The 21,338-nt window shown below is 31.0% G+C and carries 18 protein-coding genes; 5 read left to right on the top strand and 13 right to left on the bottom strand.

Going from position 1 to position 21,338, the window contains the following annotated elements:
• Positions 1-30: 30 nt before the first annotated feature.
• Both CCE28_RS11795 and CCE28_RS11790 read right to left on the bottom strand, forming a co-directional pair.
• Positions 31-981 carry an L-threonine 3-dehydrogenase gene (locus CCE28_RS11795; RefSeq protein ID WP_207652893.1) on the bottom strand — a complete coding sequence of 317 codons (951 nt, stop codon included), beginning with the start codon at positions 979-981 and terminating at the stop codon, positions 31-33.
• A 223-nt stretch (positions 982-1,204) separates the two neighbouring features.
• A complete protein-coding gene (locus CCE28_RS11790; RefSeq protein ID WP_095133923.1) occupies positions 1,205-2,266 on the bottom strand; it encodes a 4Fe-4S dicluster domain-containing protein in 1,062 nt (353 codons plus the stop codon).
• Between the two features lie 90 nt (positions 2,267-2,356).
• Here CCE28_RS11790 and CCE28_RS11785 point away from each other — a divergent pair, with 90 nt between their 5' ends.
• The 3 genes from CCE28_RS11785 to CCE28_RS11775 are packed head-to-tail and all read left to right on the top strand — an operon-like array spanning position 2,357 to position 9,551.
• Positions 2,357-7,249: a cytidyltransferase gene (locus tag CCE28_RS11785; RefSeq protein ID WP_095133922.1), complete on the top strand. Its 4,893-nt coding sequence runs from the start codon at positions 2,357-2,359 to the stop codon at positions 7,247-7,249.
• Between the two features lie 8 nt (positions 7,250-7,257).
• Positions 7,258-8,496 (top strand): lactate/malate family dehydrogenase, encoded by a 1,239-nt coding sequence (locus CCE28_RS11780; RefSeq protein WP_095133921.1) that lies wholly within the window; start codon positions 7,258-7,260, stop codon positions 8,494-8,496.
• Positions 8,493-9,551, top strand: a complete 1,059-nt coding sequence (locus tag CCE28_RS11775) for an NAD(P)H-dependent oxidoreductase (RefSeq protein WP_095133920.1) — start codon at positions 8,493-8,495, stop codon at positions 9,549-9,551. Before CCE28_RS11780 ends, CCE28_RS11775 begins: the two co-directional genes overlap by 4 nt.
• Before the next feature lie 86 nt (positions 9,552-9,637).
• Here CCE28_RS11775 and CCE28_RS11770 read toward each other — a convergent pair whose 3' ends face one another.
• From CCE28_RS11770 to CCE28_RS11755, 4 genes are all read right to left on the bottom strand, one after another.
• The gene (locus tag CCE28_RS11770) at positions 9,638-11,080 is read right to left on the bottom strand and encodes a stalk domain-containing protein (protein WP_095133919.1); all 1,443 of its coding nucleotides are present in this window, start codon (positions 11,078-11,080) and stop codon (positions 9,638-9,640) included.
• A 34-nt stretch (positions 11,081-11,114) separates the two neighbouring features.
• A complete protein-coding gene (locus CCE28_RS11765; RefSeq protein ID WP_095133918.1) occupies positions 11,115-12,092 on the bottom strand; it encodes a hypothetical protein in 978 nt (325 codons plus the stop codon).
• Positions 12,082-12,267, bottom strand: a complete 186-nt coding sequence (locus CCE28_RS11760) for a hypothetical protein (RefSeq protein ID WP_095133917.1) — start codon at positions 12,265-12,267, stop codon at positions 12,082-12,084. Before CCE28_RS11760 ends, CCE28_RS11765 begins: the two co-directional genes overlap by 11 nt.
• A 434-nt stretch (positions 12,268-12,701) precedes the next feature.
• On the bottom strand, positions 12,702-13,136 hold the full coding sequence (locus tag CCE28_RS11755; RefSeq protein WP_095133916.1) for a hypothetical protein: 435 nt from the start codon (positions 13,134-13,136) through the stop codon (positions 12,702-12,704).
• A 139-nt stretch (positions 13,137-13,275) separates the two neighbouring features.
• Between CCE28_RS11755 and CCE28_RS11750 the strand changes: the two genes are divergently transcribed.
• Positions 13,276-13,629 (top strand): hypothetical protein, encoded by a 354-nt coding sequence (locus CCE28_RS11750; RefSeq protein ID WP_095133915.1) that lies wholly within the window; start codon positions 13,276-13,278, stop codon positions 13,627-13,629.
• A gap of 227 nt (positions 13,630-13,856) precedes the next feature.
• Here CCE28_RS11750 and CCE28_RS22265 read toward each other — a convergent pair whose 3' ends face one another.
• From CCE28_RS22265 to CCE28_RS11735, 3 genes are all read right to left on the bottom strand, one after another.
• Complete coding sequence (locus tag CCE28_RS22265) at positions 13,857-14,021, bottom strand: hypothetical protein (protein ID WP_176461791.1); 165 nt, start codon at positions 14,019-14,021, stop codon at positions 13,857-13,859.
• A 332-nt stretch (positions 14,022-14,353) separates the two neighbouring features.
• On the bottom strand, positions 14,354-14,752 hold the full coding sequence (gene ndk, locus CCE28_RS11740) for a nucleoside-diphosphate kinase (protein ID WP_095133913.1): 399 nt from the start codon (positions 14,750-14,752) through the stop codon (positions 14,354-14,356).
• Between the two features lie 158 nt (positions 14,753-14,910).
• Positions 14,911-16,038 carry a mandelate racemase/muconate lactonizing enzyme family protein gene (locus tag CCE28_RS11735; RefSeq protein ID WP_095133912.1) on the bottom strand — a complete coding sequence of 376 codons (1,128 nt, stop codon included), beginning with the start codon at positions 16,036-16,038 and terminating at the stop codon, positions 14,911-14,913.
• Positions 16,039-16,259: 221 nt separating this feature from the next.
• On the opposite strand from CCE28_RS11735, the gene CCE28_RS11730 reads away from it, so the two are divergent.
• Entirely contained in the window at positions 16,260-16,469 is a 210-nt protein-coding gene (locus CCE28_RS11730; RefSeq protein ID WP_095133911.1) for a hypothetical protein, read from the top strand.
• A gap of 354 nt (positions 16,470-16,823) precedes the next feature.
• On the opposite strand, the gene CCE28_RS11725 is transcribed toward CCE28_RS11730, so the two are convergent.
• The 4 genes from CCE28_RS11725 to CCE28_RS11710 all read right to left on the bottom strand — a co-directional run bounded on the left by CCE28_RS11725 (position 16,824) and on the right by CCE28_RS11710 (position 21,218).
• Positions 16,824-17,549, bottom strand: a complete 726-nt coding sequence (locus CCE28_RS11725; protein WP_095133910.1) for a YebC/PmpR family DNA-binding transcriptional regulator — start codon at positions 17,547-17,549, stop codon at positions 16,824-16,826.
• A gap of 110 nt (positions 17,550-17,659) precedes the next feature.
• Positions 17,660-19,639: a TRAP transporter permease gene (locus tag CCE28_RS11720; protein WP_095133909.1), complete on the bottom strand. Its 1,980-nt coding sequence runs from the start codon at positions 19,637-19,639 to the stop codon at positions 17,660-17,662.
• Entirely contained in the window at positions 19,640-20,146 is a 507-nt protein-coding gene (locus tag CCE28_RS11715; RefSeq protein WP_095133908.1) for a DUF1850 domain-containing protein, read from the bottom strand.
• Between the two features lie 64 nt (positions 20,147-20,210).
• Positions 20,211-21,218: a TAXI family TRAP transporter solute-binding subunit gene (locus CCE28_RS11710; RefSeq protein WP_176461790.1), complete on the bottom strand. Its 1,008-nt coding sequence runs from the start codon at positions 21,216-21,218 to the stop codon at positions 20,211-20,213.
• Positions 21,219-21,338: the final 120 nt, after the last annotated feature.

Raw genomic sequence — 21,338 nt, 5'->3', positions numbered from 1 at the left:
AACTCCTCTTTTTTCAAGAGGAGTTTTTCATTATTTTAACTTTTTATTTAATTTATCTAACATATCCTTAGTCATGGAAGATAAGTCATATTTAGGATTAAATCCCCATTCTTCTTTTGCACAGCTGGCATCTAAAGAATTTGGCCAAGATTCTGCTATGGCCTGCTTCACTGGATCAACCTTATATTCCATTTGGAAGTTTGGTACATGCTTTTTAATCTCATTATATATTCCCTCTGGATCAAATTGCATTGCTGTAATATTAAATGCATTTCTATGCTTTAATTTAGATGGATCCGCTTCCATAAGCTTTACAATTGCATCTAATGCATCGGGCATATACATCATATCCATATAAGTTCCCTTTTGTATATTACACTCAAATTTTTTGTTCTTTATAGCATCATAATAAATGTGTACTGCATAATCAGTAGTTCCTCCACCAGGTAATGCCGCATGGGAAATTAGACCAGGATATCTCACCCCACGTGTATCTACTCCGTACTTTTTGTGATAATAGTCGCACAATATTTCTCCACTAACCTTAGTCACTCCATACATGGTAGTTGGTCTTTGAATAGTATCCTGTGGAGTATGATCTTGAGGAGTTGATGGACCAAAGGCAGCAATAGAACTTGGGGTAAATACAACGCATTTGTTTTCTCTTGCCACTTCTAATACATTAAACAATCCTCCCATATTTATTGTCCAGGCCAGGGTAGGATTACCTTCAGCCACTGCTGATAATAGGGATGCTAAATGAATAATAGTATCTGCCTTGTATTTCTTTACTACCTCTCCAATCTTTCGTCCATCTGTAACATCTATTATTTCAAATGGTCCTGAGTTTACTATTTTAGAATCTTTCGAAGGTTTAATGTCACTAGCAACAATGTTATCCTTTCCATAATTATTCCTGAGCATGCTTACCAATTCAGTGCCAATTTGTCCAGAAGCGCCCGTTACCAATATTCTTTTCATCATATCTTCCTCCTAGTACAGAAATGGGTATATTACTATCATATTCAGATACAGCTTATTTTGAAATACATAAAAAACTTTCCAAAGCCTGTATTCACACCACCTACACCTCATAGATTTTGGTGTTTCGTTTCTAGTATAGTTTTTGTATCCTAAGCAGATTTTATAGGAAGATTTATTTAATATGATAAAAAATATTGATTAATTAACTAATAAGCTAAATTTATTCTAACCAATCTACATTGCCTCTTATGTAAGGTCTAATAGGATGTTTTTCTGCAAAATTTTTCAATACTTCCTTTTTAGCCCAATCTTCTTTTAAATTGTCCACTAAGTTACTTGGTATATTATCTGCAAATGGACAATTAGCTAGGCAAATACCACAGTCCGTTCCTAAAGCCCTCCACCTTCTATAGCATTCTTCAGCGTTAATCTTCCATCTTTCAATTCCATCTATTGTTTCCATTTGTCCTTTAGGTATGGATCTACCTGGACAAGTTTTAGAGCAACGTCCACAGACTTTACAAAATTCAATTAAACCAAACTCTTCCTTAGGATCTTCTATTAATTCTAAATCTGTAGTTACGACTCCCAGCCTAACTCTAGCTCCATATTCTTTGGTTATTAAAAGTCCATGTCTTCCAATTTGCCCAAGGCCTGCATCCCTTGCCACTAATGGCGCAATCACTAAATAATTCCCATCCATATGATTCCTTGCATCATATCCTAATTCTCTTATATAGTGACTAAGTATCATTCCTATTATGGCTCCATCCACATATCCTTTAGTTACTCCTATGGATTCAGATAATTGGGGACTACGAAAAATCATGTCCTTTTCCATCTCTACGGCAAATACAATTCCATATTTATGTTTCTTCTCAATTTCTTCCCCATAGTTTTCTGGTTCTCTTCCCCTATGAGAGTAATAATGTTCATCCTTAAGTTTAGTTATTCCTACTAACTTTCCATTATAATATTTAGCTAGTCCCTTTATAATCTTAGTCATTTTCTCCACATCATCTATTTTCTTCTTATTAGGATTCACTTCTCCTTCAGAATATTTTTTTATATTTCCTAAAAATCTAAAAGTAGCATCCACAATTGGAGAAGTAATAGGATTGTACATGGCACTTCCTTCCCCTCCCATTGGTGGTAATTCTCTTATTTCCGTGTCTATTTCCAGCTTATGTGGATTTTTCCTATAGTAATCTTCATATTCTTTAGATCCTATCTCATAGGCCATTCTAGCAAACATAGTATCTCTTTCATCTATCTTTTTCACCAAATCACTCCTTTTTTATTCCATATATACATTTAAACTTATAATTAAGTTATAATAAGATTGACAACCATCTAGACTAGGAGGTATTTTATGAGCAACATAACCATTCAAGAATTGTACAACAGTATATCACACAAATTATTAGATGATTCTTTTTTAAATAAATTTTCACTAAATAGAGATTTTGTCAAAAACCACATAGAGTCTAATCATTTCTTTTTAGAATTAAGCAGAATAGTTTCTAAAAAAGATTATTCCTGCAAAGGAACTTTAAACCTATGTAAAAACATGTTAATAGATTTATGTATAGAACATGTGCCTAATAACTGGCTTGAATACCTGTACGAATTTTGTCTATCAAAATCCTTCCCCCATGCAGTGAATATAACCCTCAATCCAAAACTAGATAGGGCCTCTTATATTTACCTTGAAGTTTTAAGAATTATATCACAATTTCAAAAGAAATCCAACGATAACACATGGCAGAGTAAGTACCCTCTAAACTTCCTATCTAGGAGTGAAATAAGGTCCCTAGAAGATAGTAGTGAATATATGAAATTTATAAAATCATTTAATAGGCAATATGTATATGAACTTATGAAATTAAATCAGGAAGTTAAAGGATTTAGTACTATAGATCATATTTGTGGAGTTCATTATCTTGCCATGTATATTGCAAGACAAGTATATAACTCTCCCCTATCAATTGATTTAGGAAGGGTATCTGGTTCTACTGCCGGTCATGATATAGGTAAATTTGGATGTACTAATCAGGAACAAAGAAGAGTTCCTTATTTACACTATTATTACACGGATTTATGGTTTAATAAGAACAATATAGAATATATAAGAAATATTGCCACTAACCATTCCGTTTGGGACTTAGAACTTGAAAACCTATCTATTGAATCTCTAATTTTAATATATTGTGACTTTAGGGTTAAAAATATTAGCACACCAGAGGGATATAAGATGGGGATTACATCCCTATCAGATGCCTTTGATGTAATACTTAATAAGTTAGATAATGTGGATGAGGAAAAACAAAAAAGATATACAAAGGTTTATAACAAGTTGAAAGATTTTGAAGACTTTTTGTTAGATTTAAACATAAGTATAGACATTAATAAAGATGTGCCACATATGAAAAAAGATAAAACATATTATTCCCTATTGCAGGGAAAAGAAATTATTGATAATGTTAAGTATTTATCCATATATCATAATATAGAGGTAATGCATCTCCTTAGGACAGAAACCTCTCTAGACTTAATATTACAGTCTGCAAGAAGTGAAAAAAATGGTCAAACTATAAGGGAGTATTTAAGTGTTTTTGAAGAATATTCCACATACTTAACTCAAAATCAAAAACTTATCACTTTAAAGTTTTTATATGAGCTCTTAACTCATCCTGACGATGATATTAGGAAACACAGTTCCGAAATCATAGGTAAACTAATAGCCATATATGATAATGAATATAGAAAAGAATTACCTGAGAATGTAAGTATATCTATAGATAATATCACTAGTAAGGAACTTCTTCATAAATATATACAATTGTTCCTATATCCTAGCCATAAAATAATTGCTAAACACCAAGGATGGATAGGAGAATTATTAAGTACTATGATTGGTTCCTTCTTTGAAAATCACAAGAGGAAGGATTTTAAAATATTAAACCTAAATACTATTGACTATATATGTACTTTGGCTCAGTTTTATGATAAGGAAGCCCATGATAATAATAGGCTCTTTTATTTAATTGACACTATTAAGCATATTCCTTTCAATGAAAATGACTCCTATTATGAAAGTTTCTTTTATTTCCTAATTGATATGTGCCATTCAAAGGAAATATTTTTGAGAATAAGTGGATTAAACAGTTTAATTTACATAATAGATTCAGATTATATTAAAGGAGTTTTTATTGAAAAAATAGAAAAATTAATTAAGGATTATTCATACAAAAACAATTCTATTGCGGAAGATTATCTTCTTGTTAAAATAAATAAAAAACTAAATATTAATAAGGAAGATCATTATTTGAAATTAAGCCAGAGTGATTTATCATCTATTTCACTTAAAAACTTAAAGTCCGCTACTAATCCTATAGTTAAAAAAGTTCAAATAGAAATTTTATTAGAAAATGCACTAACTAGTAGTGAACATGAAAAATTCAAGGTAGCCCTTCATTATTGTAATCTTTTAAAGGTAAGTTCTCACAATCATGTAAGAAGGGAAGCAGGTCTTGCTATTTTAAAGTTAATCCACTGCCTATCTTATGAAAATAGAAATGAAATTGTAGTTGAGCTAGTAGGAGCATTAGAACTTACAGGATATCAGTTTGCTAAATACATACCTAATTATCTAGGAGAAATAATTTTAACTTTAAGACCTAATGAATTAGACGAATTTATTAAAGAATTCAGTTTTAAAATCAAAACATCTAACGATACTATAAGTTCCTTATTGCTAAAGACAGTTGGAGTTGCCGTTGCAAATTATTCAATTTATAGAAACCAGTTTGCCCAAGATGATGAATGTCACAATAAACGCTTTATGAACATGTTAGGCCTTTTGTTAAATGGTCTTGTTCATTATTCACCAAAGGTAGAACAAATGGCTTTAGGGGTTATAGGTAGGTCCATATTCGCTTCTAATAAAATTAATTTAGAAGAAAAAAATAATATATTTAAGCTTATAGCTAAAAAAATATTGAACTTAGTAAGCAAAGAAAAAAATAATTCCCTATTGTTTTTATCTAATGCAGCATCCTTACATCATATATATAAATTTATTTCTGATTACATATTTAATAAGGGAGACTATTGCCTAACATGGCCTCAGAAAATTGCATTTTTTCCTGGCACCTTTGATCCCTTTTCCCTTAGCCATAAAATGATTGTAACTTCTGTAAGGGATTTAGGTTTTGAAGTTTATTTAGCCATAGATGAATTTTCTTGGTCTAAGCAAACCCTTCCTCATAAATTACGAAAAAATATAATAAATATGTCCATAGCAAGTGAACTGGATATATATACATATCCAGAAGAATTTCCAACAAACATAGCTAATGAGGAAAATTTAAGAATCTTGAGGGACAATTTCCCATACTCTGATGTAAACATTGTAGTTGGAAGTGATGTTATTATGAATGCTTCTGCTTATAATAAGGAAAAGACAAAGGATTCTATACACTCATTTTCCCATATTGTATTTGATAGAAATAACCTATTATCTACAAAGGAATCTAATGGAAAACTTCAAACTATAACAGATAAATTATCTGCCCAGTGTACTGTATTAACATTATCTGCCCCCTTTGAAGAAATTAGTTCTACTCAGATAAGAAGCTATATAGATGAAAATAGGGATATTTCCAGTTTAATAGATCCATTAGCCCAAAGATATATATATGAAAATGGTTTCTATAGAAGTGAGCCACAATTTAAGAGCCCCACTGAAAAATTGTCCTTTAAAGTTCAACTAATTGAAAACTTTGACATAGATTCAATAAATGAATTATCCTCTTTATTTAGGGATCACTACGAAGAATCTCGATCCACATTAGTGGATTTTTGTAACAAACCTTCTGCTAGAATATTGATTTTAAGGGACTTACATAATAATGGCCAAATTCTAGGTTTTTCTATGCATCATTGGACTAGATTAAATTCCTTATACAATGATTTGAAAAATATTAAAGTGTCTGAATATGTGCGTGAAAACTCTAGTGGAAGAATATTGATTTTAGATGGCATATTTATAAATGTTGCGAAAAACAAAGAGGAATTAGAACAGATAATATTAACAGAAACCCTATCCTTTTGTATTTCAAAGGATTATGAATATGCTGTATACAATAACATGCTACCCCAGTATAGTTCTAATACACTACAGGAGATTTTATCTTTACAGGGTTTTAAAAGATTAGATTTTAGTAATGAATCTAACCCAGTGTATGTAACTAGCATGAATTCTCCAACTACTTTATATCTAGATATTGAAACTGTAATGAAGGAACCCTTTAAAAGTAATACCTATGTAAAAAAGGCCATACTAGAATCTAGGAAGAAAATACAAAAGGCCCTAACAGAATTATATCCTGGTAATTTAGTTTTATCATTTAATAAACAAATTTTACATGAGAGATTAATTAGAAAAATATGTGCACAAAACAATGTTCCAACCATGCCCTTTGTTCCTAAAAAACTTGGGAAGGCCATGTGTGTATCCTTTGGTAACATGTTAAATAGAAGTATAATACCAAATACTGTAACTAAATCTATGCACACAGAGAAAATGTTTTTTCCACATATGAATGATTTTAAAATAGGTCCTTTTCCCCATTACAATAATCTTGATACACAAGTAAAAATGATAAAGGCCTTTAATAGACCCGTTATATTAATAGATGATATTCTTCATAAGGGTTATAGAAATAATGTTATTCATCCCCTACTTCAAAAACATGAAGTGAAAGTAGAAAAAACTATTGTGGGCCTATTATCTGCCCGGGGCAAGGAACTTATGGATAGACAAGGAAGGGATATAGATTGTGCCTATTATATACCAAAATTAAAAGCATGGTTTAATGAAAGTTATCTTCTTCCATTCTTTGGAGGAGATACTCTGTGGCGTGGTGAAACTCCAAGGAGAAACTTAATACCTTCTGTAAATCTAATATTACCCTATACATCACCAACATATATTGATAAAGCTTCTAATAAGTCCATATATAATTTATCAAAAACTTGTATCGAAGCTTCTATAAATATATTATCGTCCATAGAAAATGAATATCATAATATTAACGAAAGAAAATTAACATTAGAATCTTTAGGTGAAGTATTCGTGGCACCCCGTTGTCCAGACCAAGGTCGTGGAATGCATTATGATTTAAACTTAAATCCATCCCACTACCTGCTAAATGACTTAGATCGCTTAAGTAGGCTAAAACAAATATTAATAGAAAAGTAGGGATTAAAATGTATTATTACAAACTTAATGACAAATTATTATTTTCTCAAAGCATGTATGAAAACTTAGAAAATTGTACTTTAGAAGAAATAATTAATTGTAATGAGGTTATATATTATTTAATAGATAGAGATCCTAAGTCCTTTAGGGATTCCTATTGTGTATCCCATATTGATTTGCTCTTTTTTAAAAGGGAAGGTATAAATTTAATAGATAATTGCCGAATTCCTATGGTTACCCACAAATGGATAGAAGATAAAATAAATAATAATAAAATTTGTGCTATAAACACAGCATACCCAAATTGGAAAGAATTACTTGCATCTAAACCTAACAAGAAATTTAGAATAAACATAGTTGGATTAGGAGATGTAGGTGGAACTCTAGGTATAGGTCTTCGTCTCCTTGGTGGAGATATAATAGATAAAATAGGTCTTTATAATATAGATTCTAATGCCTTAAATAGATGGAATTATGAATTAAATCAAATATACTCCATAGATAAAAATCAATTTCCTCCTGTGGAAATGATAAACGAAGATAACTTATTTGATTGTGACCTATTTGCCTTTTGCGCTTCTGCCTTTGTTCCTAAGGTAGGCTCTAATGTGGGTGACGTGCGCATGGTTCAGTTTGAAAAAAACGCAAAAATATTATCCCATTATGCCAAATTAGCTCGCAAAAGAAATTATAAAGGAATATTTGCTGTAGTATCAGACCCAGTAGACCTATTATGTAAAGTTGCCTTCTTAGAGAGTAATAAGGACTCTAACAATATTTTAGATTATAAAGGCCTATTCCCTAGCCAAATAAGGGGATATGGTTTAGGAGTAATGCACGCTCGTGCCCTTTATTATTCTAAAGAGAATCCCAAAACTCTTAATTATGTGGATGAAGGTCGTGCTTATGGTCCCCATGGAAATGGTCTAATCATAGCTAATAGTATATGTAATTATGATGAAGATCTATCCTTAGAGTTAACTAAAAAGGCAAAGGAAGCAAACTTAGATGTTAGAGGTACAGGATTTAAACCATTCATAGCACCTGCCCTTTCTTCTGGAGCATTATCATTACTTGCCACATTACGTGGAGATTGGAACCATAGTGCCACTTTCATGGGTGGAGTTTTTATGGGTGCTAAAAACAGATTAACATCTAGTGGTGTAGAAATAGAAAGGGTTAAACTTCCTGGGAAATTATACACAAGGCTTGTTAATACCTATGAAGAACTGGTAAATATAATATGATAGACGTATATATTTTAGGCTCTAAGAATAGATCATCTATTTTAAATAATATGGTATCAAATAGTACTAAAAACTTAAATCCTATATTAATAGACAAAATAAGTGAACTATCTAATTTACAAGGAAAACAAATACTATTTGCCATAGAATTAAATAATATTGGAGTTTGCTATGACACTCTAAAAACAATAGAGTATTTACAAAGTCTAGGGAGAGAAAGTCTTCTTAACTGTACAGGTGCCATTTTAATCCATGGTCCTAATGATTTGTATACTAAAAATTTTAGCAGAGAAATAATTTTTTTAGCCAATTCATTAGGCTGTGCTTTTATAGGACATCCCCTAGTGGAAGCCACAGGTAATCTAAAAAACTTTTTAACCTGGCAAAAGACTATGGATATGGATTTAGAAGAAATATGTTATACTCTATCTGAAAAACTTGTAGCTAGATTAATGAGTGTCACAGAAGAAAAGATAGAAAACCCTAATATTTTAGCTCTACATTCTAGTTCCTATGAAACATCTAATACTCTATCTTTGTGGAATCTAGTTAAAAAACATTTACCTAACTTTACAGAGTTTCATGTGGAAAATGGAACTATATTAGATTGTTCAGGTTGCTCATTTAAAACTTGTATGCACTATAGCGAGAAAAATAGTTGTTTCTATGGTGGAGTCATGGTTGAAGAAATATATCCTGCCATTGAAAAGGCCCATACCATACTCTTTTTATGTCCTAATTACAACGATGCTATCTCGGCAAATTTATCTGCTGTTATCAATAGATTAACAGCCCTTTATAGAAAACAATCCTTTTATGAAAAGAACTTATTTTCTATAGTGGTATCAGGAAACTCCGGCAGTGATATTTTGGCTAAACAGCTAATCGATGCCCTTAATATTAATAAGGGCTTTAGATTGCCACCATATTTTTGCCTTATGAGTACGGCCAATGAACCTAGAAGTATTTTAAAATATGATAATATAGAAACCATATCAAATGACTTTTCTAATCACATATTAAAAGAAAGCAAAAGACAGATTTTTCATAATTAAAAATTGCCATGACAAACAAACCTTTTGTAAAACTTGATTTTACTAAGGTTTGTTTGTTTTTATTCATTTACTATTTTTCCTATACATTATTTTGCTGCCTTATATACCATCCTTTGATGATTTTGACTAGGCATTCCAGTGTTATGAGAGATACTATTTGACAAATATAAGTCAAAATGGCCTGTAACATTATTATTTGGGATTGTATCGTGAGCATGAGGCATACCAGCTAAGGATCCTGCTATATTCATACCATCTTTAAATATTACAACAGCCCTAGGTCTCCATGTCCAGGTGTTAAATAAACGCCTCATAATTGTTGTATCATGGGGAGTTAATGGTTCAATGTCAGAATGATTATATCCTCCCATCATTTTAACTCGAAATTGCAAGCCCGTATCCACATCCGTAATGGTAAATACATCTCCCCTTTTCAGTAAATATTGTCCTTCTCTAAACCAATCCACAACTTTCCCCCTTCTTTCAGGAACAGCAGACTCTCCTGGAGTAATTGTATAATTCCTTGGTGCATATGTTGAAATGGAAATAGTTTGTCCCGCATTAAGGAATTGATTTGGATCCATATAATTATATTTTAAAATCTTATCAGGAGATGTTCCTAATTTTTTTGCAATGCCATTTACAGTATCACCAGCAAGTACCCTATATGTATCCACCTTAGGCTTAGTTTCTTCATAATATATGGTTGTGTTTGGTTCTGTAGTAGCATCAGTAGGAATTAATAGTTTTTGACCAGTTTCAATCATATCAGTTGTTAAATTATTTCTATTCTTAATTTCATCTATTGGTACACTAAATTTGTTTCCAATTTTCCAAAGACTATCACCTGCTTGTACCGTATAGGTTTTGGCAGCTTCTCCTGGTGTTCCTCTTGTTAAAACAACTGACCTAGTCGTATTATCCCATCCCACATTAAATCCTAATATTTCACTTATGAAACGAGCAGGAACCACTACTCTACCATCTATAATATAATGGGGTGCCATGTCAATGGATTTTCCATTAAGTGTAGCTTTACTGGCCCCAACAACAAATGAAAATTTCAAATTATCCTTATTAACGCCAACAGTTTTGCTTTTTCCATCCCACCAAACACTTCCACCTGCTGATTCAATAAATTCGCTTAAAGGAACATATGCTCTGTTATTAATTATGACAGGACTTTGATGATAATTTTGAATTTTATTATCCAATGTGATATTAACTCTTTTTAGATTATTTATATTTTCTTTAACAATGGTATTACTTGCAAGAGCTGTCACTGATGTGAAGGGAATTGAAACAAGTAATAGGGAACCAACAACTAATTTAACTTTTGCTATTTTAAGATTTGAAAAATTTCTTTTTATATATCTATGTACAGTTTCATATAGGGATTCATTATTTTCATTGTTGTCATGGTGAAACTCACTAGCAAACTCAGCTAGGGTTGTACTAGGGTTTAATTCTAAAATAATGTTATATCCATTTTCAGTTAATTCTAGTTTATGGCCTGTGAATATATTCATAGCAAAACCTCCATAAAAAACTAGCTAATCTTTTTTAAAATCTAAAGATTTTCCGTAAAGTTAAGGTTACAAAACTTCCTCCCACTACAAATCCTAAAACTTCTTCTATCATAACTATCACTTTAGTTAGACTGTTGTTTGGAAAAAATTTTCCCCATCCCCTAATTAACATATTAGAATTATTAAAATATATTATATCTACAACTTCACTCATATTCACATTGGTTCTACTCTTTAAAATTACACCATTATGAGCTATTTCAGTAAAGGGACATAACATTAAAATAAAAAATATTATGTGTAATATGAAAAATAGCCTAATTATTTTTTGTGGATATTCTCCATATCCACAAAAATAGTCTAAAAACCAAGAGATAAATTTTTTGCCCTTTAATTTTTCCCTGTTATATAAATATATGCTCTTACTAAGATCATCATGGTCATTCATATTTTTACAGATTTTAATTCTATCCAATAGAATATTTTGATAAAAATATTTATAATTGTTTTGTTTTTCCTCAGACAAATCATTGTAAAAGTAAAATATACATTCACTAAATTTTAATATAATATAAGGATTTTCTATCTTCATATTTTCATAATGTATTTTATTTTTTATAATTATATTTTTAAGAAAATATAGTTCCCTTTCACTAGTTTCTACTCGGAAATCTTTGTAATAGTTATTCTTTAGATAAGTATACCAATCTACTATTATTCCAAAGTTTTCTTGAAAACCATCTTTTTCAATCATATGTAGAAACTTTTTTTCCATGTAGGAAAAAAGTTCTTTATTTAAATGAACTCTTTCTTCTTTTTTAATATTTTCTAATACACTCAATTTAACTAATGTACTAATAGATTTTTTTAGGCTTTCAAAATAATTAAAATGAGTTTTATTTTCATGTACTAAATAAAATTCCTTCCACAATTCATATATGTTATAATCTCTTTTTATTGTCAGATAATGCTTTAGTTTAATAATATAATTTTCAAATTCCCTATTGTCCATTAAAAAAGATATTTGCTCCTTGTGCATCCACTTTTTTACCTGCTATTAAAGTAGCCACATTCTCACCTTTTCCTTCCACCTTTCTGGCTACTTCATTATTATTTAGTCCTATTTCTTTCCCTAACTTACTCTTATTATTTACTAGCTCCTTAAAATCCACATTCTTTTCATTCATAATTTTCACCTCATATTTTTAAAATTTATTTCCTAAATATATTCTTTGTGATTTTTTAATAAATATTAATATATAATCACATTAAGCTGTTGAATAATTAAACCCTATTGCATTATGATTGGTACGAGCATAGTATGTAATATAATAAACTTTAAGAGGTGTTGATTGTGCCTGATTCGTGTAGAGAGTTACAATGCGATTTTGTATTCATCGTAACTATATCCATATTCTTTCTTATAGTGGCTCTTATCTTAGTTAATTGTTGGAGCTAAAAAACACAGTTTTTGAAAAACTGTGTTTTTTAATAGGATTATTTATATTATTTTCATTCATTTTATCTCATTTTCACTATTTCCTCGGAAATGGAAATAATTTATAAGTTCATTTTATAAAACATACAATATTCTTTTAAATATATATTTTTCTTAATGTCTCTATATTTTATCTAAAAGTCCTATAACCTTTTCATCAATCTCTACCTTATCTTTATCAAGTTTATCTAAAACTTGCTGTAATAATTGTTTATAGTTTTTTACCCATGAGTCTATAATAATTCCGTTTTCATAAGGAGAACTTTTTATTTGAATAAATGTTCTATATTTTGCAAGACTAGGGCATATTCGTACATATTTTATTTGATTCCAAAGCAATTTTTCTCTCTTAAATAAACTTTTCTTTGTTAAACCATCAATTTCTATTATATACGTCACTAAAAATTCATCTATTATTCCATATATTCCTACACAAAACAATATGACTAAAAGTACTCTTATTATTGGCTCATGTATACTCTTGAATAACCATATATTAGTACATAGAAATAGAGCCCCTAATGTAGGATATATCTTTTTAAACTTAAATTTATTCAATATTTTTCACTCCTAATAAACATTAAATATATTAACAACTTGCCTTGTTGTACATAAATAACGCATTTATTTATAGTGTTGCTATATACTAAGAATAGATACACTATGAAATTGAAATATAGAAGTGGAGGAATACAATATGAAGTCTACTATAGAAATTAGAAAGATTAGTTTTGGTTCATTTATCAAACTATTCTTATTTGTTTTTTTCTCTTTAGGAATAACAATAGGTATTTTACTGTTTATAATGAGCCTGTTTGGAGGAAATGTTTATGCCAATATAGGTCCACTTCGTCTTACAGGAATAATGGCAGGAGTTACAAATATATTTTTAGTGCCACTTTTAACAATATTAATTTCTATAATATATTCATTAACAGCATATATACCTTTTAAACTTATAAACAGTTATATATTCAAGGGTATAAAATTAACAGGAGATTTTACTTTTATAGAGGAAAATAAAAATGATACTGATCAATTAGAAGAATAATTTATATAAAAACACTGCCATTATCATATTAAATATTACAGTATAAATATATCATTTCCATAATTATCCACATCGTTCCCTTGTATCCATCTAAGAAATAGGAACTCCTTTCTAACAGTAGTTAAGAAAACACAGTTTTTGAAAAACTGTGTTTTTTAATAGGATTATTTATATTTTTTTCATTCATTTTACCTTATTTTCACTATTTCCTCGGAAAAGAAATTAATTTATTTCTTAGATAAGACTGTCTTTATTGCATCTGCTAATAATTCATCAGACACTTTAGACACTGCCTGTTGCCTTTTATTTTTCTTTTCCTCTATTTCCTTCAGCTCATTTATATGTATTTCTTTGTCTTTTTTCACTTTTTTCTTTTTTCTAAAAAAGAACATATTATCCCTCCTAAATGATCTATCCTGTAAAGTACTCACACTTTTTCCCTGTAGATCTATATACGAGTATAGAGGGTAATTGATTAGATTTAATCCCATAGAGTTTACACCCATTAGGAAATTTATTATTCCATGTTATATAGTAATGTTTACATTTTTTACAGTAGATTCTTTGATTATCCATAAAATTAGTTTACCCTCACTTTAAATATATGTTATTAAAATACTAAGGTAGTTACATATTAATATTTTACATATATATAAAGCTTTTTTCAATAGGCTAGACTTATGTCATTGTCTAGAGATAAATTATAATAAGTTAATCTTTTCTTTTATGAAAACCATATAGAAATTTCCCTTTCAGCAGATTCTTTCGAATCGGAAGCGTGTACTACATTTTCAGTAGCAGAATTTGCAAAATCACCTCTTATTGTACCCATTTCTGCATCTAACGGATTTGTTTTCCCATGCATTTTTCTAATTATTTCTATTACATTATTACCTTCAATTATCATAACCAATACTTTGCCCCTTGTCATATAGGAAATCAATTCACCATAAAAGGACTTTTCCCTATGTTCAGCATAATGCTTTTCAAGAATTTCTCTATCTGCTTTTATCATCTTGCAATCCGTTATTTTAAACCCTTTATTCTCATATCTGCTAATTATTTCACCCATCAAACCTCTTTCAATACCATCAGGCTTTATAATAACTAATGTCTTTTCCAATATTTGCCCTCCTTCTCCGTTTTAGTATATAATACCCTATTTAATACTTTTTAAAATATTTTTTATTCATATACTTTTTTAGTTTGCCATAAAAAAGTAGAAAGCTTCTTATTAAGAACTTTCTACTTCCAAAATTTTTATTAAGTTTTTTAATATTTCTAACTTATAGTAACTTCATCCACTTTATATTTTTCTATTTTTTCATCAAAGATATGGATTCCTAAACCCGATTGATCATTAATTTTAATTGAGCCTTTTCCTATACTCATTGAATAATCTGTTATGTCTTCTTTTAAACGCAGGGGCGAAAAATAGGCATGGCCAAATTTCCAAAGGTTATTTGATGAGGCACCCAAATGCAAGCTTGCAGCTTGAGTTATACCTTCTTCTATCATTGAATTCATCATACAAGAAATACCGAATGTTTTTGCCAAATCCATTATTTCTTTCGCTTTATAGATCCCACCATGTTTACAAACTTTTATGCTAAATACATCTACAGCTTTCTTTTCAATAAGTGCTTTTGCATCATTTATTGTAAATAAACTCTCGTCTGCAGATAAAGGAATAGAAATATTTTGTCTTATTTTTACCATACCAGCAATATCCCAATAAGGTACTGGTTGTTCAAATAATGAAATACTGTATTCTTCTACAAGTTTGGCAAATCTTATGGCTGAATGGGTATCCCAACCTTGATTGGCATCAACAATTAATGAACATTCTCTTCCTACTGCATTTCTTATGGCTTTAACTCTTTCTATATCATCAGAAATGCTTAATGCTCCAACTTTTATCATAATTGATCTATAGCCTTGTTCTTTCACTTTTATTGCTTCTTCAGCATTTTTTTCAGGTAAATCACTGCCCAAAGACCACATAATTGGTATTTCTTCTCGCAGCCTTCCACCTAATAAACTATGAATAGGTAAATTTGCATATTTTCCTATTATGTCATAGCATGCAATATCTATTGCAGCTTTGGCCAAATAATTTCCTTTTACAACTTGATCCATTCTTTTATGGATATTGGCAATATTTAAAGGATTTAGTCCTAAAATAGCAGGACATATATATTTTTCAAGTATCATTTTAATCGTTTCTGGAGTTTCCTCTGTAAAGAGTTGAAGGGGATCTGTTTCTCCTATCCCCCATATACCTTTGTCAGTGACGATTCTAACTATTATGGGTTCTGTATTTTTAATTGTTCCCACTACTTTTGAGAGACTATATGGTTTCTTTAATGGTACTTTAATATGCTTAACACTAACTTTTAATATTTTCATCCAAATGCACCTCACACCTATTATTTGCGTAGGACAATTAAACAGGTTTATATCCTATAATATTTTTATTCTTTTAATTCATAAATATGAAGTTTTTTTACCTGTATTTAAGAAATTCAAAGTCAAAATATATGAAAATGTAAAACAAGTAAGGCCTGTTATTCTATCACATCAAAAGGCTCGTCTACATAATATATAGCGAAAAAAGGAGGCGAAACTTTATGGCAAAAAGAAAAATTGAGGTTGCTACATTTACAGTTGACAAACTAAGAGTAACAAAATTTGAATGTTCAGACCCAAAACAGCAAAGTGATAAAAATGTAGCAGTATTATTAGCAATGCTTATGGATGATGGATATTGGCTTACTCATCTTATTCATGGAAACGAAGAGCATGCTTATAAGTACGTTATGGTTAAGAGCGATGAATAACTTTGTGTTTTAAGATAAGTTCTTATCCACTATGGCATTAATTAATAGATTGGTAAATAATTGAATATTTTATGATTTAGTTATGTATTAGCCCAGTTTGTGTAGATATATATATTTCCTCATAAATTGGGCTATTATCATCATAATGGAGAAGTATGCTTAAAATCTTATTGATTTTCAAACTCTTTCTGTCAATTCTCTTGACTTATAATCAAGTAAAAATCTTATAATTCTGTAAACATAAAAAAACACACCTTTTCATAGTTTTCTCAAACTAAATAAAAAGTGTGTTTATCATTAAAACTCAAATATGAATTATGTTATCATTTAAAATCCACCAAACCGTTTCAACATCTACTCTTCAGGCATATCCCAGTTGTGGTAAATTTGTTGAACGTCATCATCATCCTCAAGCATATCTATAAGCTTATTCATAGCTTTTGTTTGCTCTTCACTATCTAGTTTAGTCATAGTCTGAGGAATCATACTTACATCTGCTTCTAAAAAGTTATATCCAGCAGCTTCTAATGCATCCTTTACTTCGTAAAAATCTTCCGCCGCTGTTAGTACTTCATAAATACTTTCATCGTCTACTAGGAAATCTTCAGCTCCAGCTTCTAATGCAGCTTCCATTAGTGCATCCTCGTCTACTCCCTCTTTTTCAATTAGGATTTGACCCTTTCTGTCAAACATGAATGATACACAACCTGGAGTTCCTAGATTTCCTCCATTTTTATCGAAGTAATACTTCATGTTACTTCCTGTTCTATTTCTATTATCAGTTAAAGTCTCCACTATTACGGCTATACCGTTTATACCATAACCTTCATAGGAAATTCTTTCAAAGTTATCTCCGTCATTTCCACCTACACCCTTTTTTACAGCTCTTTTTATATTATCATTTGGCATATTGATGGCTCTAGCCTTATCTATGGCATTTTTTAAAGAAGCATTATATTCTGGGTCTCCCCCACCTTCTCTTGCTGCAACTGTTATAAATCTTGCATACTTTGTAAATATTTTTGCTCTTTTAGCATCCTGCTTATTTTTTCTATTTTCAATAGTACCGTGTCTACCCACGAAAAATCACTCCCTACATCTTATGTAACATTGTAATTTTACCATAAATAAAAAAAGTAGTAAACGTTATAAAAGGCTAAAACAAAATGTTTTAGCCTTTTAAGTCATACTTAAGCTTGTACTTGTTTCTTAACTCTATTTTTTTGTCCAACCCACGCTAGTATTACTAATGCTAGACCAACTCCATTATATACTAAGTTAGTCATTACTAATAGTATACCACCAACGCCTAATACAAATCTTTCCCAAGTTTTACAATGGGTAAGTGAGTATCCACTCACACCTCCACCAATGGCAAACATACCTAATAATGCTGTTGATAAAGAAATTATTAAAGTAACTGCCTTTGAACCTAATATTAAAGATTCTGGAGTAAATACTAATACTAATGATGGTGATGTTGCAAATACATATGGCACCAGATATGCGGCAAAGGCCAGCATGGATGCCTGAACCCCCGTTTTAAACGGATTAGATCCGGCAATACCAGCACCTGCAAAGGCTGCTAATGCAACAGGTGGTGTAATATCTGCAATAATACCGAAGTAGAACACGAATAAATGTGCTGCTAATACTGGAACTCCAACAGCTATTAATGCAGGAGCTGCAATAGTAGCTTGTACTATATAGTTAGCAGTAGTAGGCATACCCATACCTAATACTATAGATGCTATCATAGTAAAGAACATGGTTAAGAAAATGTTTCCTTGAGATAAAGCAACAATACCATTTGCAAACTTAATTCCAAGTCCAGTTAATGTTACTACCCCAACTATTATACCTGCACTTGCACAAGCCATAACAACAGCTAAAGCACTTTTTGCACCCTCTTCTAAACCTTCTACTAATTCTTTAAAACCAAAGTTTATATTCTCATCTAAGTGTGAGTTTATAAATCCAATTATTATAGTTGATAAAATACCCATTAATGCTGCTCTCATAGGTGTATATCCCTTAACAAGTAAGAACACTATAGCAAATATAGGAGTTGCTAAGAACCATTTTTCTTTTAATAGTCTCTTTAAGTTAGGTATTCTTTCTTTTGGTAGACCTTCTAATCCATTTTTCTTAGCTTCTAAGTGAACCATAATGAATATACCAACGAAATAAAGTAATGCTGGTATTGATGCACCTAGAGCTATTGTTACATATGGAAGGTCTGTAAACTCAGTCATGATAAATGCAGCTGCACCCATTATAGGTGGCATTAACTGTCCTCCAGTAGAAGCTGCTGCTTCAACGGCTGCGGCAAATTCACTTCTATATCCAATACTTTTCATAAGTGGAATTGTTACTGATCCTGTACCTACTGTATTCGCAACGGAACTTCCTGAGATTGTTCCCTGTGATGCACTTGCTACTATGGCAGCCTTAGCTGGCCCACCAGTAGCTCCACCTGCAATGGCTAAAGCCAAATCAGTTAACCAGTCTCCTATACCGGTTTTCTTTAAATAAGATGCAAATAATAAGAATAAGAATATAAATGTAGATGATACCATTATAGGTATACCCAATATAGACTCTGTACTTATCCATGCATAAGTTGATATTCTTTGAATAGAGTATCCTCCATGGGATAAGAATCCTGGGAAATATTGACCAAAATATGCATATATTAAGAATGTTCCCGATACACTTATTAATACGGGGCCTGCTACCCTTCTTGTACCTTCAATTATCAATGCAATTGCAACCAAGGATACTATCATATCCATTTGATTATAAGCTCCTGCTCTATATAAAAGGTTCTCAAAGTTCACAATGTGGTATCCCACAACACCTACTGATAATACTATAAATATAAAATCATACCATTTAACCTTATTTGTCTTATCGTTCTTTGACATAGGATATAATAAATAAATAACTACTAATCCAAATCCAACGTGAATACTTCTTTGTAATGTAGGTGGTAATAATCCAAATGTAGCAGTATATACCTGCCATAAACTCCAAATGACAGTAATCACGAAAACTAAAGTCTTATTTAAGCCACTTAACTTTCTGTAAGAAAATTCTCTGTCGAACTTGGCCATCAATTCTTCTTGCTTCGCTTCATCTAATGTCTTGTTCACATTTGTATCTTTCATCTACCTTACTCCCTCCTTAGCCATATATTTTATAAGGTTCATTTTTTTGACCCTTATTTTTACAAATCCTCCTGGTCTGTATAATTGCCTCAAATATACTACATTGTTTTTAATACATATTATATGATCTGCTATTACCTCTCCTATAACTACAGGTACCTCATCAAATTCCATATTGTAGTTATATACCCTTATATAATTGTCTTTATACTCCCATTTGGTGTCATAATCAGGTCTTGCGGGTAAGTTAGCACTAAAAGTGTCGAATTTCATTTCACTTATAGCAATTTTCAGATTATTTTGTATTTCGTACTTCTCTATGACCGGCCTTTTACTTACAGAATGAATCCAATTCACCTCAAAGGTTCGTCCTGTTTTTACAGGAATCCTAAGTAGTATTTTCCCATTATCCACTCCCTTATCAGCCACAAATACTTCTAATACTGTCATGTTATAGCTAAAGAGAATCAACGCCAAAAGTGCAAGAATCAAAAAAGTTTTTTTCATTTTTCTCTTCCTCTTATTAAGGCCGAAATAGTTATCACTATCTCGGCCTAATATGTGAAATATTTTACTTAACTCCAACCTCTTCGTAGTACTTCGCAGCACCTGGATGTACTGGAGTAGTTACTCCTGCTAAAGCATTTTTAACATTAATTTGCTTACCTCTAGCATGTCCTTTAGCTATTTCTTCAGTATTTTCGTACATTTGTTTAGTTAAGTTGTACACCATTTCTTCTGGTAAATCTTCCTTAACATATAATACAGCTTGTAAAGTCACTGTTGTAGCATCTGTATCTTGTCCATTATATTCTCCACCAGTAATTGTAAATGGTGCAGCAAATGGAACTGTTTCTTGTAACTTAGCAAACTCGTCACCCTTAATTTCTAATACTTTTACAGGGTTAGTAGTAGCAATTTCTAATACAGCTGAAGATGGGAAAGATACAACAGCAAATGCAGCATCAATGTTACCATCTTTTAATCCTGCAACAGCATCAGAAAAACTTCCTGGCTTTGCAGTGAAATCCTTAGGAGTAATTCCATGAGCCTCTAATATTGGCATTGCAGTTGCAAAAGTTCCACTACCTGGAGGTCCTGGGTTAATAGCCTTTCCTTTTAAATCTGCAATAGAGTTAATTCCTGAATCCTTAAGAGTGATACAGTGAATAACTTCTGGGTATACAACACCGATTGCCTTAAAGTTCTTAATAGCTTTTCCACCAAAACTTTTTCCTTCACCTTTGAAAGCGTTATCAGCTATATTGTTCATAGCTAATACTAAATCAACTTCTCCTGCAGATACTCTATTGATGTTTTCAACAGAGGCACCAGCTGGCTGGATAGTTACATTTACCCCTTCAACTTTGTCATTCCATACATTAGCAATGGCTCCACCTAGTGGGTAATAAGTACCTGATGTTCCACCTGTAGCAAAAGCTAATTCCATTTTTCCTCCATCTGCTGGAGCTTCTGTTTTAGTTTCATCCTTTGGTGCTTCTTCTTTCTGTCCGCAACCAACTAGTCCTAATGATAAAACTAGGACTAAAACAAGAAGTAGCGCTAAGCTTTTTCTCACTTTTATTCCCCCTTCACTCATTCTTGCAAAACCCTTTTAAAGGATTTCGCTCAGATAGTTGCAATAATTAAACTCTTTTAAAAACATTAAATTTTGTGCAACTTTCTAATACAGATTATA

Source organism: Anaeromicrobium sediminis (assembly GCF_002270055.1).
Classification (GTDB): domain Bacteria; phylum Bacillota; class Clostridia; order Peptostreptococcales; family Thermotaleaceae; genus Anaeromicrobium; species Anaeromicrobium sediminis.
Note: the sequence above shows the minus strand (reverse complement) of the source record. Positions and strands in the feature narration are given on the sequence as shown.

Bases quoted from the DNA above. Each gene is read 5' to 3' on its own strand.
- CCE28_RS11795 (WP_207652893.1), bottom strand. From the start codon at position 981: ATGAAAAGAATATTGGTAACGGGCGCTTCTGGACAAATTGGCACTGAA.
- CCE28_RS11785 (WP_095133922.1), top strand. From the start codon at position 2,357: ATGAGCAACATAACCATTCAAGAATTGTACAACAGTATATCACACAAA.
- CCE28_RS11780 (WP_095133921.1), top strand. From the start codon at position 7,258: ATGTATTATTACAAACTTAATGACAAATTATTATTTTCTCAAAGCATG.
- CCE28_RS11775 (WP_095133920.1), top strand. From the start codon at position 8,493: ATGATAGACGTATATATTTTAGGCTCTAAGAATAGATCATCTATTTTA.
- CCE28_RS11770 (WP_095133919.1), bottom strand. From the start codon at position 11,080: ATGAATATATTCACAGGCCATAAACTAGAATTAACTGAAAATGGATAT.
- CCE28_RS11765 (WP_095133918.1), bottom strand. From the start codon at position 12,092: ATGGACAATAGGGAATTTGAAAATTATATTATTAAACTAAAGCATTAT.
- CCE28_RS11760 (WP_095133917.1), bottom strand. From the start codon at position 12,267: ATGAATGAAAAGAATGTGGATTTTAAGGAGCTAGTAAATAATAAGAGT.
- CCE28_RS11750 (WP_095133915.1), top strand. From the start codon at position 13,276: ATGAAGTCTACTATAGAAATTAGAAAGATTAGTTTTGGTTCATTTATC.
- CCE28_RS22265 (WP_176461791.1), bottom strand. From the start codon at position 14,021: ATGTTCTTTTTTAGAAAAAAGAAAAAAGTGAAAAAAGACAAAGAAATA.
- CCE28_RS11735 (WP_095133912.1), bottom strand. From the start codon at position 16,038: ATGAAAATATTAAAAGTTAGTGTTAAGCATATTAAAGTACCATTAAAG.
- CCE28_RS11730 (WP_095133911.1), top strand. From the start codon at position 16,260: ATGGCAAAAAGAAAAATTGAGGTTGCTACATTTACAGTTGACAAACTA.
- CCE28_RS11720 (WP_095133909.1), bottom strand. From the start codon at position 19,639: ATGAAAGATACAAATGTGAACAAGACATTAGATGAAGCGAAGCAAGAA.
- CCE28_RS11715 (WP_095133908.1), bottom strand. From the start codon at position 20,146: ATGAAAAAAACTTTTTTGATTCTTGCACTTTTGGCGTTGATTCTCTTT.